Annotated in this window: 13 protein-coding genes; 8 read left to right on the forward strand and 5 right to left on the reverse strand. The window is 42.2% G+C overall.

All coding sequences use genetic code 11. The features are described from left to right. Positions 1 to 46 precede the first annotated feature (46 nt). Positions 47 to 1510, forward strand: coding sequence for a sodium/proline symporter PutP (putP, locus tag NYE23_RS15450; protein ID WP_341079078.1), 1464 nt, complete (start codon positions 47 to 49; stop codon positions 1508 to 1510). Between the two features lie 121 nt (positions 1511 to 1631). Then, positions 1632 to 2861 carry a PucR family transcriptional regulator gene (locus NYE23_RS15455; RefSeq protein ID WP_341079079.1) on the forward strand — a complete coding sequence of 410 codons (1230 nt, stop codon included), beginning with the start codon at positions 1632 to 1634 and terminating at the stop codon, positions 2859 to 2861. A gap of 913 nt (positions 2862 to 3774) precedes the next feature. Here the strand turns inward: NYE23_RS15455 and NYE23_RS15460 are convergent. Further along, the gene (locus NYE23_RS15460; protein WP_341079080.1) at positions 3775 to 3960 is read right to left on the reverse strand and encodes a histidine kinase; all 186 of its coding nucleotides are present in this window, start codon (positions 3958 to 3960) and stop codon (positions 3775 to 3777) included. 228 nt (positions 3961 to 4188) lie between these two features. Here NYE23_RS15460 and NYE23_RS15465 point away from each other — a divergent pair, with 228 nt between their 5' ends. The 6 genes from NYE23_RS15465 to NYE23_RS15490 all read left to right on the forward strand — a co-directional run bounded on the left by NYE23_RS15465 (position 4189) and on the right by NYE23_RS15490 (position 10144). Continuing rightward, on the forward strand, positions 4189 to 5037 hold the full coding sequence (locus NYE23_RS15465) for a YitT family protein (RefSeq protein WP_341079081.1): 849 nt from the start codon (positions 4189 to 4191) through the stop codon (positions 5035 to 5037). A 384-nt stretch (positions 5038 to 5421) separates the two neighbouring features. Further along, positions 5422 to 6714 carry a globin-coupled sensor protein gene (locus tag NYE23_RS15470; RefSeq protein WP_341079083.1) on the forward strand — a complete coding sequence of 431 codons (1293 nt, stop codon included), beginning with the start codon at positions 5422 to 5424 and terminating at the stop codon, positions 6712 to 6714. A gap of 96 nt (positions 6715 to 6810) precedes the next feature. After that, complete coding sequence (locus NYE23_RS15475; RefSeq protein ID WP_341079085.1) at positions 6811 to 7440, forward strand: NAD(P)H-binding protein; 630 nt, start codon at positions 6811 to 6813, stop codon at positions 7438 to 7440. A gap of 15 nt (positions 7441 to 7455) precedes the next feature. Further along, positions 7456 to 9063 carry an FMN-binding glutamate synthase family protein gene (locus tag NYE23_RS15480; protein WP_341079086.1) on the forward strand — a complete coding sequence of 536 codons (1608 nt, stop codon included), beginning with the start codon at positions 7456 to 7458 and terminating at the stop codon, positions 9061 to 9063. A gap of 203 nt (positions 9064 to 9266) precedes the next feature. Further along, positions 9267 to 9644, forward strand: a complete 378-nt coding sequence (locus NYE23_RS15485) for a hypothetical protein (protein WP_113883178.1) — start codon at positions 9267 to 9269, stop codon at positions 9642 to 9644. After that, positions 9641 to 10144 carry a hypothetical protein gene (locus NYE23_RS15490; protein ID WP_341079089.1) on the forward strand — a complete coding sequence of 168 codons (504 nt, stop codon included), beginning with the start codon at positions 9641 to 9643 and terminating at the stop codon, positions 10142 to 10144. The genes NYE23_RS15485 and NYE23_RS15490 overlap by 4 nt, the downstream gene beginning before the upstream one ends. A 151-nt stretch (positions 10145 to 10295) precedes the next feature. On the opposite strand, the gene NYE23_RS15495 is transcribed toward NYE23_RS15490, so the two are convergent. From NYE23_RS15495 to NYE23_RS15510, 4 genes are all read right to left on the reverse strand, one after another. Then, positions 10296 to 11078, reverse strand: a complete 783-nt coding sequence (locus NYE23_RS15495; protein ID WP_341079091.1) for an alpha/beta fold hydrolase — start codon at positions 11076 to 11078, stop codon at positions 10296 to 10298. 14 nt (positions 11079 to 11092) lie between these two features. Further along, positions 11093 to 11374, reverse strand: coding sequence for a GNAT family N-acetyltransferase (locus tag NYE23_RS15500; protein WP_445662602.1), 282 nt, complete (start codon positions 11372 to 11374; stop codon positions 11093 to 11095). A 279-nt stretch (positions 11375 to 11653) separates the two neighbouring features. Then, the gene (locus tag NYE23_RS15505; protein WP_341079093.1) at positions 11654 to 12262 is read right to left on the reverse strand and encodes an ankyrin repeat domain-containing protein; all 609 of its coding nucleotides are present in this window, start codon (positions 12260 to 12262) and stop codon (positions 11654 to 11656) included. Between the two features lie 42 nt (positions 12263 to 12304). Continuing rightward, positions 12305 to 13528 carry an amidohydrolase gene (locus tag NYE23_RS15510; RefSeq protein WP_341079094.1) on the reverse strand — a complete coding sequence of 408 codons (1224 nt, stop codon included), beginning with the start codon at positions 13526 to 13528 and terminating at the stop codon, positions 12305 to 12307. Positions 13529 to 13551 lie beyond the last annotated feature (23 nt).

The raw sequence follows: 13551 nt of genomic DNA on the forward strand, positions 1-13551 counted from the left end.
TTTTATCTAAATATTTTGTTAAACCAACAAAAAGGAGGCTAACAAAATGGATTATGCATTAATTATATCCATAACTGTGTATATGATTGGGATGCTTTGGATTGGCTATTATGCGTATAAACGGACTTCCAATCTATCAGATTACATGCTCGGAGGACGAACACTGGGCCCTGCGGTAACCGCTTTAAGTGCGGGTGCTTCCGATATGAGCGGATGGCTGCTGATGGGCCTTCCTGGAGCCATGTATGCCACTGGCCTAAGCGCTTCCTGGATTGTCATCGGTTTGACTCTCGGGGCATGGGCGAACTGGATTTATGTTGCACCAAGGCTCCGCACGTATACTGAGGTAGCAAATGATTCTATTACGATTCCTGGTTATTTAGAAAACCGATTCGGGGATGCTTCCAAAATCCTCCGCCTGATTTCAGGATTAGTTATCTTAATTTTCTTTACCTTTTATGTATCATCAGGCATGGTTTCCGGGGGAGTTTTATTCCAGAGCACTTTCGGGCTGGATTACCACACAGGTTTATGGATCATTACAGGTGTTGTGGTTGCGTATACACTATTTGGAGGATTTCTTGCGGTTAGCTGGACAGACTTTGTTCAGGGTCTGATTATGTTTCTCGCCCTCATTCTTGTACCAATCGTAACCCTTTTCCATGTAGGAGGGTTTGGGCCGGCAATTGATACTGCCAGAACAATCAATCCAGCTTTCCTTGATATCTTTAAAGGGACAAGTCTATTAGGCATCGTATCCCTTTTTGCATGGGGCCTTGGCTATTTTGGACAGCCTCATATTATCGTCCGCTTTATGGCTATCAGTTCTGTTAAAGAAATCAAGAAAGCCACCCGCATTGGAATGGGCTGGATGATTTTCTCGAGTATTGGAGCTATGCTGACTGGTTTTGTGGGAATTGCTTATGTGGCGGATACCGGAATTAGCATCGAAGATCCCGAAACGATCTTCATCCTCCTTGGCGAGGTATTATTTCACCCGATCATTACAGGCTTTTTAATCTCGGCAATCCTTGCGGCTATCATGAGTACCATCTCATCACAGCTGCTAGTCACATCAAGCTCATTAACGGAAGATTTATATAAGACATTCTTCCGCCGCTCAGCTACAGATAAAGAATTAGTTACAATAGGAAGATTATCTGTATTGCTGGTTTCTGTCATTGCATTATTTATCTCATGGGAGAAAAATGAAACGATTCTTGACCTTGTAGGTTATGCATGGGCTGGTTTCGGATCTGCTTTCGGACCACTTATCATTCTCAGCTTATATTGGAAGCGCATGACAAGATGGGGAGCATTAGCAGGGATGATTGTTGGGGCCAGCACTGTTATCATTTGGTCTCAAGCCGGATTATCTGATGTCCTTTATGAAATGGTTCCAGGCTTTGCTGCCAGCTTAATTGCCATCGTAGTGGTGAGCCTTCTAACTGAAAAGCCTTCTGCAGACATTGAGAAACAATTTGCTGAATTTGAAAAAACATTAAAATAACTGCAAAATATTAGGACTGGGCAAAGAAAATGCCCGGTCCTTTTTCTTTCGACAAAATTCGGGTGGTGCCTGTCACCGTTTTTAACTATAATAAGAACAGCAATAATGAGGAGGGAGCTTAATGAGCCAGCCGCTGGAGAAAATCCTTACTTTGACTGATATTGATGAGATCACAGAAATGGTCAGCACTTTTTTAAAGAAGCCTGTTGTCATCGAGGATGAGCAATTCTCGCTGCTGGCTTATAGCTCGTATTATATTGAACATTTTGATTTGGCCAACCAGCAGACCATATTTTCGAAGAGATGGCCGATTCCCATTTTGGAGAAATTTATGGATGAAGGCATTGTTGATCAGTTAAAGACAATCCCTGAGCCTTTCAGAATTAAGAAAATGGAAGAAATCGGCCTTAACCAGCGCGTAGTTGTAAGCGCTAAATATAAAGAACAGATACTCGGCTTTATCTGGGTTCAGGAATTGGACGGCTTCCTGTCAGAAAGCGAAATGAAATTTCTGCATGACGTTTCTTTCCATATTGGAAAGCTTTTATATCAGAAAAACCTGAAGAAGCTCCGCAAAGAAGAAGAAAAACATCAATTTTATCAAAAAATCATTGATCGCACCTACCAGACAGAAGACCAGATTAAGTGGGAGGCGGCCAATGTAAAAATCATCCTCCCGGAGGCCTTTATCATCAATGTATTTACGATCGTCCAGGGAGATGAAGAGATGATTGCGGAATTGAATGAAACCGTTCGGCTGTTCGCAAATGCTCTCAGCCATCCCGCTCACATCTTTACGAATCAGCATGAAATTATCGTTATGATCGGCAGCAGCTCCCCTGTACCCGGCAGCCTTTCAGAAGACGCACACGAATTAACCAATACCGTACTAAGCCAATTCAGGCAGCAGACTGTTTATGCAGGTATCGGAGGAGAATATTCCTCCATCCTAAAACTTCGCAAAAGCTATAGAGAGGCTCTGGAGGTTATCAAAGCAGCCAAGTTCATTGGCTCGCCTGAAGAACTGCCTTATGAGTATAAAAAGCTCTGGGTGTTCCGTTACCTGGAACCGATCGCCCAGCATAACAGCAAGACTAATTATGTAAATGAAGACCTTATGAAGCTGCAGAAAAAAGACCTGGAGAGCCAAACCAGCCTTTTGAAGACGCTTGAAGTCTATTTATTGAACAACTGCCGCCTTAAGCCGACTGCGGAACAGCTTTTCATCCATACCAATACATTAAAATACCGGATGAAACAAATTACTGACCTGACCTCAATCGACTTTGACGACTTTAACACAAGATGCCAGCTGTACATTGATTTACAGCTGCTTAAGCGGAAGAAATAAGAATGTGGGGAGACTGGCGGGGGAAGGCCTATACGTGCGGCGATCATGGAGCGTTTATGACAACCGTTTTCTCCTGCGGTTCTTATTTTCGGCTTCATGAAGCGCTCATGGCGACCGTTTTCTTCCCCGCTCCCTCATTTTCGGCTTTATGGGGCGCTCATGGCGACCGTTTTCTTCCTCGCTTCTTCATTTTCGGCTTCATGAAGCGATCATGGCGACCGTTTTCACCTCCGCTCCCTCATTTTCGTCTTCATGGAACGTTCATGGCGACCGTTTTCTTCCTTGCTTCTTCATTTTCGGCTTCATGAAGCGCTCATGGCGACCGTTTTCTTCCCCGCTCCCTCATTTTCGGCTTTATGGGGCGCTCATGGCGACCGTTTTCTTCCTCGCTCCCTCATTTTCGTCTTCATGGAACGTTCATGGCGACCGTTTTCCGCTTCGATTCCTCATATTCGGCTTCATGAAGCGCTCATGGTGACCGTTTTCACCTCCGCTTCCTTATTATCGGCTTCATAAAGCGTTCATGGCGACTACTTTCACCTTCGCTCCCTGATTTTGGACTTCATGAAACGTTCATGGCGACCGTTTTCCTTACTGCTTCCTCTTTTTCGGCTTCATCCCGCCTCTTTTTCCGTCACTTGCTTCTAAACTTGCCAGGATTATCAACTCTGATAGAAACAATCTCCCCGCAGTTTAAACAAAAGCGAAAGATCTTCAGAGATCCAGTTGAGAGTTTTTTATTCAATGGCCTGACTGCCGCATAGTCAGTGCCTTCTGCAAATTCTGTCCCTTTGCATCTTGGGCATTCTTTAACATGATTCACCTTTATCAGCTCCCTTCAGCTTATATACGCATCAGAATTGTAAAAGTTCTCCAAAAAAAATGCCTGTCCCCTTTCCAGGGAGCAGGCATCTTATTGCTCTTCTTTTTCCGGCTTGAATAAAAAATAGGATATACACCCTGATAATAGTGCTGCACCGGCTGCTATCATCAAGCGGATCATCAGGTCTATCTGCTGATAATCCTTATTCAGCATCCACATTGCAGCCCCGGCTACAAGTATCATAATGGGAATGACAATAAGCATTCTATTTTTCAAGATTTCTTACATCCTTTCGTGCTCGTGCTAGTCATACCTATTATATAAGAATTATACAAAAATAGATATTAACACTCTCCAGTGAAACCCGTTCCAATTTTCATAATTATTAAACCTTATTTTTTTCCTCTCATTCCCTTTACAAAGGGTCTTGATGGGCTTTATAATCCCGTTGTTCCACTTTTTACGGAATCCGAAAAAACACTATAAAAAAAGGAGGTTGCGGCGATGCGGCAAAAACTGTTTTCTTTTATGATGATCAACCTGGGAGCTTTCCTGGTTTCTATAAATGTCCATTTTTTCTTGTCCCCCAATAATTTAGCAACTGGAGGGGTCAGCGGATTGTCGATTATCATGAATGACTTATTTCCCGATTTATCGATCGGTACGTTCATGATTCTTGTCAATTTGATACTATTTGCAGTTGGGTTTGTTTTTCTTGGATCTGGTTTTGGGGCAAAAACCATTTATGCAAGCTTTGCGTTGTCCTTTTATGTGTGGGCCCTTGAGAAGTTCGCCCCGATGGCTCAGCCGCTAAGCGATGACCTGCTTATTCAGCTGATTATCGGGCAATGCATCGCCGCAACCGGCATGGCCATTGTGTTTAACCAGCAGGCCTCCACTGGCGGTACAGACATTATCGCTATGATTTTTAATAAATATTTAAATATTGAAGTTGGCAGAGGAGTGCTTCTGGCTGATTTAGCCATTGCCCTGTCTTCCGCTGTTCTATTTGGGCCGCAAGTCGGCATGTATGCCTTTTTTGGAGTCATTATTAATGGATTTGTGATTGATTATGCACTTCAGCAATTCAATTCAAACAAGGAAATTGTGATTATCAGCCACCACAGTGATGAAATTAAGACCTATATTGTTCATGAACTGGGGAAGGGTGCAACCATTCACACGGCAACCGGTGCCTTCACTTCAGATAAAAAAGAAGTCATTACAACCATCCTGGGCAGAAAAGATTTTACAAAGCTGAAAAGCTATATTACCCAGGTTGATAATAAGGCATTTATTACAGTCCATACCATGAATGAAATACTCGGCCAGAACTTTAAGCGGCTGGCATAACAGTAAAGCTTCATCCTTAAAGGATGGAGCTTTATTTAGTTTAGTGAACCTATTATCCCATCAATCGGTCCCTTTAAAAATACTCAGAGAGTTTTCCTTCATGATATTCCTGTGATTAATGGAAGTACTGGCTTATCTGCAGCTATGCCTAGAAACGTATTCCGTATAGGGAGTTTAGAGATAACGCGCGGTAAAATCAGATGCGATTGCCCTCATTAGTCCATCCGTGTTAACGCGGCGGTTTTTTCCATTAAGTGTGAATAATGACAATCAGCAAAAATCAAATTAAGAAATGTGACACTATTTTTAAAAATAATACCATTATTCCCAAGTTATTTATGGTATTATTTTCCCATTACATATTTTTATAAGAGGTGCTTTCACTTGTTATTCAGAAAAAATAAAAATACAGAAATCACTCAAAAATTTTCAATTGGAACTGGAGAAATTAATATTCCCAGAGGCAGTGATGTAGAAAAGCAAATACACATGATTGGGTTAACAGTTTATGATCTGCAAATTATTAATGGCCTCAAACCCTATATAGAAAAGAACATCAATACAATAGTCGACCAATTCTATAAAAATCTAGAAAGAGAACCTGTCTTATTAGATATTATTAATAATAATAGTTCTATTCAAAGATTAAAGATAACATTAACAAAGCATATTGTTGAAATGTTTGAAGGAGAAATAAACGAAAACTATTTACATAAAAGGATCCGCATTGCCAATATGCACGTTAAAATAGGTTTACAGACTAAATGGTATATGTGTGCGTTTCAGGATATGCTCCTGTCTATCATAAATATCATTGAAGAAATTTCTGATAAACATCCAGATTATATTTCTATGATCAAAGCAGTTTCAAAGCTCCTCAATCTGGAGCAGCAGCTGGTTCTAGAGGCTTATGATGCTGAAAATGAGAGAATTAAAAAGGAAGCTGAGGACCATAAAGCCTTAATCCGAAATAATGTTGCCAGTGCATCTCAAAATCTGGCTGCCGTTTCGGAACAAACCAATGTATCCTTTCATCAGCTTCAAAATCAAGCACAAGACATTGTTTCAATTGCCTATAGAGGTTCAGAGCTTTCTTCCCTTGCAGATGAAAGTGCCCGAAAGGGGCAGGAACAACTGGGCAAGCAAACAACTCATATGTTGAACATCCAAGGAGCTGTTCAAGATATTATTGCAGATGTTCAAGTCCTCCTGGAAATCTCAAAACAGATGCAGGAAATTACCGATATTGTAACAGGAATTGCCGATCAAACTAACCTGCTTTCTTTAAATGCAGCTATTGAAGCAGCAAGGGCAGGAGAGCACGGTCGGGGATTTTCTGTGGTAGCAGATGAAGTACGCAAACTATCCGAAGAGACGAAGAAATCAATCACAAACGTATCATCACTTATTGCCAATACAAATGCACACACTGAAAAACTAACTGAATCCGTATCGAAAATCAGTGAAGCCGTAAAAAATGGCAGCAGCAACCTGAAAGAATCAGACGCCTATTTTCATAATATCCATACCAACATGCGAGAAAGCAGGAAACAGAATAACCAAATTGAAGAAGAGCTGCTCTCATTCGTGAATGTCGTAAATGAAATAGGAGATGCTTTTCAGCAGGTAGCTTTATCTGCTGATGAATTAACCATGATTACAAATGAATTGGAATGAACACTTCGCGGTCCTAATGGGCCGCTTTTTTTGTTTGCCTAATTTTGGTTTTAAATCAACCCCTTGTGGAAAAAGGGTAAAAAAGGAGGCGTTAGCATGAAGGTGATTGTAATCGGTGCCAATGGGGATGTCGGTGAGCATGTAATCAGGAAGCTCGCGGAAAAGAAGCATGAAACTCTTGCCGTTGCGGCAAATGAAAACCAAATTGAAGATCTGGTCAAGCTGGGAGCAGCACAGGCAATTGTTTATGACGAGGAAAAGCTGATCCCCTATCTTCAGGCTTCAGATGCAGTGATTTATTTAACAGGCGTCAATCCTAAAAAACATACAGGCAAAACTGTTATGGTCGATCACCAATCTATATCCGATATCATCCAATTGGCGCAAAAATCAGGTGTCAGGCGATTTGTGATGATGAGTGCAGTCAAAGCGGAGGAAAGCGAAACAGACCCTTCACGCAAAATTGCCGCGAAGGATCTTCCCGAGGATATGCTTAAAGCTGCCAACTTAGTGTACACAGTGATCCGGATTGGCCAATTAACGGACAATCCCGGGAACGGAACCATTACCCTGGCGGAGAAAATCCATGACCGAGAGGCTGAGATTCCGCGCGAGGACGCTGCTGAAGTTCTTGCAGAGTCCCTTGACAAAGAAGCGATCTTTCATTCAACCATTGAAGCAGCCTCGGGAGACACCCCTATCAGTGAAGCCCTAAGCCAGTTTTAATAGAAGGAGGATAAAATGAGTTTAACAGATTACCTTGTCATTGCATTATTCGTATTTATCTCATTGGTTATTTTTGTGCCTGTCATTCTACTTATTTATTGGTATGTAAAAGATGACAGGCAGAAACAGCACTCCATCCTGAGGAACTTCCCGGTAATCGGAAAGGTGCGCTACTTCGCAGAAAATGTGGGGCCTGAGCTAAGACAGTACCTGTTCAATAATGATACAGAAGGCAAGCCGTTTTCCAGAAAGGAATACCAGGATGTTGTCAAGGCCGGCAAATACAAAGAAAGATTAATAGGCTTCGGTTCGATAAGAGATTTTGATGAAGAAGGCTTTTATATACGAAATACCCTGTTCCCCAAACTGGTTGATGAAATGAAGGTGGATAATACAAGGAAAATAAACACACGTGTCTATAAGGTCGATGGGGATAATCTTTTTTCAAGAAAGGAGCACAGCGAGGAAAAATTGGCTGATCCTTACTATCTTCGGGATGAGGATGCGGTTGTGCTGGGAGAAAAAAGCTGCCGTCAGCCATTCAGAGTTAAGGGTCTTGTGGGACAATCGGCCATGAGCTATGGATCCCTCGGTGAAAAAGCCATCACGGCCCTTTCCAAAGGGCTTGGCCTTGCAGGGGGAACCTGGATGAATACGGGTGAAGGCGGCCTGTCTCAGTATCATTTGGCCGGCAGCCCGGACATCATTATGCAAATCGGCCCTGATATGTTCGGTGTCCGAAAGGCCAACGGGGAATTTTCATGGGAAGAATTTAAAAAGAAAAGCGAAATCCCTGAGGTCAAGGCCTTTGAACTCAAGCTTGCACAGGGTGCAAAAACCCGCGGCGGCCATGTGGAAGGCGAAAAAGTAACCGAAGAAATCGCTAGTATCCGGCTTGTCGAAGTCGGCAAAACCATTAACAGTCCAAACCGTTTCTATGAATTTGATAATGTCCCTTCCATGTTCGAATTTATAGAGGAGCTCAGAAGTGTTGGCGGAAAGCCTGTCGGTATGAAAATTGTAGTAGGTGACCTGGATGCTCTTGAAAACATGATTTCCTATATGAATGAGAGCGGCAAAGGCCCTGATTTCATTACAGTGGATGGCGGTGAAGGCGGAACTGGGGCGACTTATCAGGAGCTTGCAGACAGCGTGGGACTCCCAATCCAATCAGCCCTGACAGTTGTCGATGAAATGCTGAGGGAGTATGGGGTACGGGACCGTGTAAAAATTATCGCTTCCGGTAAATTAATCACTCCTGATAAAATTGCCATTGCACTTGCGATGGGAGCGGATCTGGTCAATATTGCCCGCGGTTTTATGATCAGCGTCGGCTGCATCATGGCGGGGGTCTGCCATACCAATCACTGCCCGGCAGGGGTGGCAACAACCGACAAAAAGCTTCAAGATGGATTGATTGTTGAGGAAAAGCATTACCGGGTCTGCAACTATGTCATTTCTCTCAGAGAAGGGTTATACAATCTGGCGGCAGCTGCAGGAATTGATAACCCCACCCAATTTGAAAGAAAACATATTGTCCATAAAGATAAATTCGGAAGAGTGTCTCCAATCGAAGATATTCTGCATGCCGCCAAACGCGCACAGCTGCAGAAAGAAAACTGAACAAATTGAAGCCCGGTCCTGAATGGTCCGGGTTTTTATAAGAAATAAGATTTACCATCCAAACCTTTTTCTTACATAAAAACAGGACTATCGTGTTATTTTGAGGTTATCATTCGAAATCCCCCGGCAATAAAGGTATAATTTAGTTTGGTTAAAAAATAGATACCGAGAAAAAATGTGTTTACATAAGGGAGGATTTTAGGATGGGATGGGTAATTGCCATATTATTTGGTTCAGCAGTCGTGCTGCTCATTTTATCGTTTTTAAAAACGGCGCAGTCGAAATCAAATATTGAGCAGCAAATTGACCAGGTCACTTTTACACTAAAAAATGAAATTCATGAGCTCCAGCAGCAAATCAGAAATATTGAATTGGATGCTGAGATTACAGCAAAGCAATCCGGGGCAATGAGCGGTCCTTCAGAAGAAAGACTGCTGCTTCGCGAAGTACTGGATATGCATAAACGCGGATATTCCAATGAAAGCATTGCATTAAAAAAACAGCTTACACCGAACGAGGTCGACCTGATGCTCCTGCCTTATACAGCGAACAAAGGTGAAAGGAGCATGGTTGCCCAATGACACCGAATACCTTGCGCAGTTTTGCAGCAGGCCTTTTAGCGGCGGCCATCTTGACAGGAAGCGTTTACCTTTTTGGACCTTCTGAAGCAAAGAGTACAGAAAAGCCTTCTGATAAAACTGAGAAAGCAGAAAAGCTGTCAGATAAAGAAATGATTGAATTGCTCGCATCTAAAGGCTACGTCATCAACACGGAAGATGAATGGAGCAAACAGCTCGCTGCAGCAGCAAAGTCCAGCGAGAAAAAAGATGAAAAAGCAGAAGAGAAAACTGAGGATAAAACAGGTGAAAAAGTTGTTTACCGGACTATTTTAACCGTATCAATGGGAATGACCAGCATTGACGTGGGGAATGCGCTTGAAAAAGCCCATATTATTGAAAGCGGAATTCAATTCTATAAAGATGTAGAAAAACGCGGTCTTGAGAATGATTTGCGTCCCGGCACGTTTGAAATAGAAAGCGGAATGACGACTGACGAGATTATTTCAGTTATATTTAAGTAAGATAAAGCTCCTTTTCTGGTGAAAAGGAGCTTTTTTTCTATATTTCACTCGCAAAAATGATTAATTTGGCGGCAAAGGAACCCTTCTGTGTGCTTAACGCCAATTTATGTGCGGATAAAAAAATTTATGTGCGCATCAAAACAGAGACTCCTTACTCTTTCAAAAACCCGCGGATAGCCTCTGCCAGTTCCTCCGGTGCTTCGTACATGCTCATGTGCCCCGCATCATTAATAGTCACCTGCTTAATGTTAGATCCTTTAACTGCAAATGATTTTTCTGGAGGGACAATCTGGTCTCGTTCTCCAGCGACAATTAACACTGGGAGCTTTGTACTTTTCAAGACATGACTGCGGTCACCGCGCAGTTTCATTGCTTTCAGGGAAGCCTTTGCACCTTCAGCTCTTGTACGATAGCCAATTTCTTTTGCCATTTGAATTTGGTCCGGATGTTTCTCCCCTGGTGCAAAAAGCTTCGGCACCAGTCCATCTATAAAGGATTCCATTCCCTCCTTATCAATTTTACCGGCAGCGACATCCCTTCCCTTTTTCCCTTCTTCAGAATCCGGGCTGGCTGTTGAATGGATAAGTGAAAAGGATTTCAGCTTGTCCTCAGACGCTTCAGCAAATGCAAGGGCTACATAACCGCCCAATGAATGGCCGAAAAGAGATACTTTTTCAAGTCCCAGCTCATCCATAGCTCCTTTGATTGCTTCTGCCATCTTTTCAATAGAGGGCTCACCCTCTGGCAGCCCTGAAACTCCATGTCCCGGAAGATCCATCGCAATCACGCGAAAGTTCTCCGCCAAAAGTGGAATCACCCTTGCCCAGTAATCTTTGCTGCCGCAAAATCCGTGCAGCAATACAAGCGGCTCCCCTGTTCCTTCACCATAGTATGAAATGACTGTTCCATTTACATCTATTCTTTTTGCGTCCATTCAGATGGCCTCCTTTAGTTTGCAAGCAAATCCTGATATTCGCTCTTTCGGTCAAAAACAGCTTTGGCATATGAGCAGGCAGGCACAATCTTATATCCCTTGCTGCGCGCCTCCTGAACGACGCTTTCCAGCAGCTTTCCTGCAATTCCCTGTCCGCGCAGGGAGTCGCTTACATATGTATGGTCTATGGTTATGACAGAATCGCCGCTTGGAATATACGTAATTTCAGCAATCATATTTCCTTTATCATCATTCATAAAAAAACGGTTTTCTTCTCTTTGTATATCTGTATTCATCGCATTTCCTCCTTTATTTGTATATGTCCTTATACTTGATGTTAACATACTGTCTTCGGAATTATTTGAATATCCCTTCCTATATCTTCCCTGCTTAATAAAACTTTTAAACTTTAGTTTTCTTGCGGGTACTAAATAAACTCTTGCATTGCATGCTGCCGCTGCTGAGGGAATCAATCTTTCAGGGACATCTATATAAAAGAAATCCCTTTCTGCTATTAAAACAGAAAGGGATTTCTTTATCTTAAATCTTATCGGGCATTATTAATATCTATGCAATTACTCTATACCAGCGGTAAATAAAATATCCTCTATTTCTTTGTATCCTTTTCTTCTGGCAAGCTCAATCGGCTTCACACCATATTGGTCTGTAAGACTTGTATCAGCTCCATGTTCAAGCAATAGCTTTATGATGGCCTGCTGCGTTTCTCCTCCATCATTCAAAACAATGGCTTCAATCAAAGGTGTCCATCCGCAATAATTGGTATGATTTACGTTCATATCTGTAGATGTTAAAAGCTCCCGAACTACTTCTAAATGGCCCTTTTCGCAGGCAGGAGTAATACCCACTCCGCCAAATCTCGTTAAGAGATTAATATCAGCCCCAGCGCTAATCATCATTTTTACTAACTTTAAATCTCCATGAATGCATCCATATAAAAATGGGTTTAAGCTGGTTTGATCTTGAAGATTAATGTCTGCTCCTGACTCCGCCAGAAAATGAACCAAATCATAATGCTTATTTATCGAAGCAATCAAAATGGCCGTTCGTTTTTTCTTATCCTGCAGATTAATATCAATGCCGCTCTCTATACAGGCTTTCAAACATTCAAGGTCACCATTTTCTGCTGCTTCGAATAACACAAGGCTATCATCAATTTTTAACATATGATCCTCCGTAAAATATGGTATTTATACCAGGAAACGCTTTTATGTCAGCTGTCCTGCCACCACTTTCCCTCTAAAAATTACCGCTTCTCTTTCAGGTGTTCTAGCAACTGCTTCTGCCGAACACGAAGCATTGACTAATACCAAGTTTGCCTCTTCTCCCTTAAGCGGCCAACTCATCTCTCCATCCTTGTTTAATGGAACAGGGCCCCCAGTGGCCCATTTTAATGATTGAGCCAGAGAAATTTCATCGCTCTTGCGATAAAGTTCACCATACCTCGTTACTTTTTCCAGCAGATCTCCATTCCCGAAAGGCCCCCAGGAATCATAGAATCCATCACAGCCCAGATAAACATTTACACCTTTCCTGTCCAAGAGTTCAATTGGCGGAAGAGATTTTGTTATAGGAATAGTGGACATGATCGACATTCCAAGCTCATTCAATCTTTCCGCCATTTCTTCCGCTTGCGGGACTGGTACTTCCCCTAAACAAAATGCATGGCTTACAGCAGCACGATTGTGCCACTTTGCTTCGTCTATCATTTCAGCAAATTTATCAATGGTATATAATCCGGCATGTCCGCCATCATGTAAATGGATATCTATATCTGCATCAAATTCTGTACTCAGATTCATGACTTCATACAGTGACTTTTCAATGTTGCGGTCAATTCCTGCAGGATCAAGACCGCCTACAATACTGGCTCCAGATCTCATCGCTTCTTTCATGAGAGGAATTACATGTTCCCTTAAAAGACCATGTTGAGGGAAAGCTACAATTTCGTATGTCAGTTTGCCGGAGTAGTCTTCTAGAGCTTCTCTTACGCCCTCCAGGTTCTTCAAGCCAATATAGGGATCAATATTCACATGGGTACGAATATGAGTTGACCCCTTAGAAAGGAGAAGCTCAATCATTTTGCTAGCCCGCTGTTTAGCTGTTGGCGCCAATTCCGCAAGCTCCATTGCTTCATACCGTAAACGTTCCTCTAAGTTTTTGACCGGCCTGCATGCCTTCCAATCAAGAGATAGATAGGTCTTATCAAGATGGTTGTGCATTTCTTTAAAAGATGGCAGTGCCAGAAATCCTCTTCCGTCCACCTTTTTTTCATTATCGGAAATTTTATAATTGCTGCTGTGTCTTTCTATGATTTTTCCATCTTCAATTTTCAAATGAAAGAGTTCTGTTGTTGTGGTATAAGCTCCCTTGTCATCCTGAAGATATCCTGTTTCAAGCTTTATATTTGTTAACCAATGGGAAGTTGACACTATATATCCTCCTTTTTGCTCTT

Origin of the sequence: Cytobacillus sp. FSL H8-0458, from assembly GCF_038002165.1 — a bacterium.
Lineage (GTDB): Bacteria > Bacillota > Bacilli > Bacillales > Cytobacillaceae > Cytobacillus.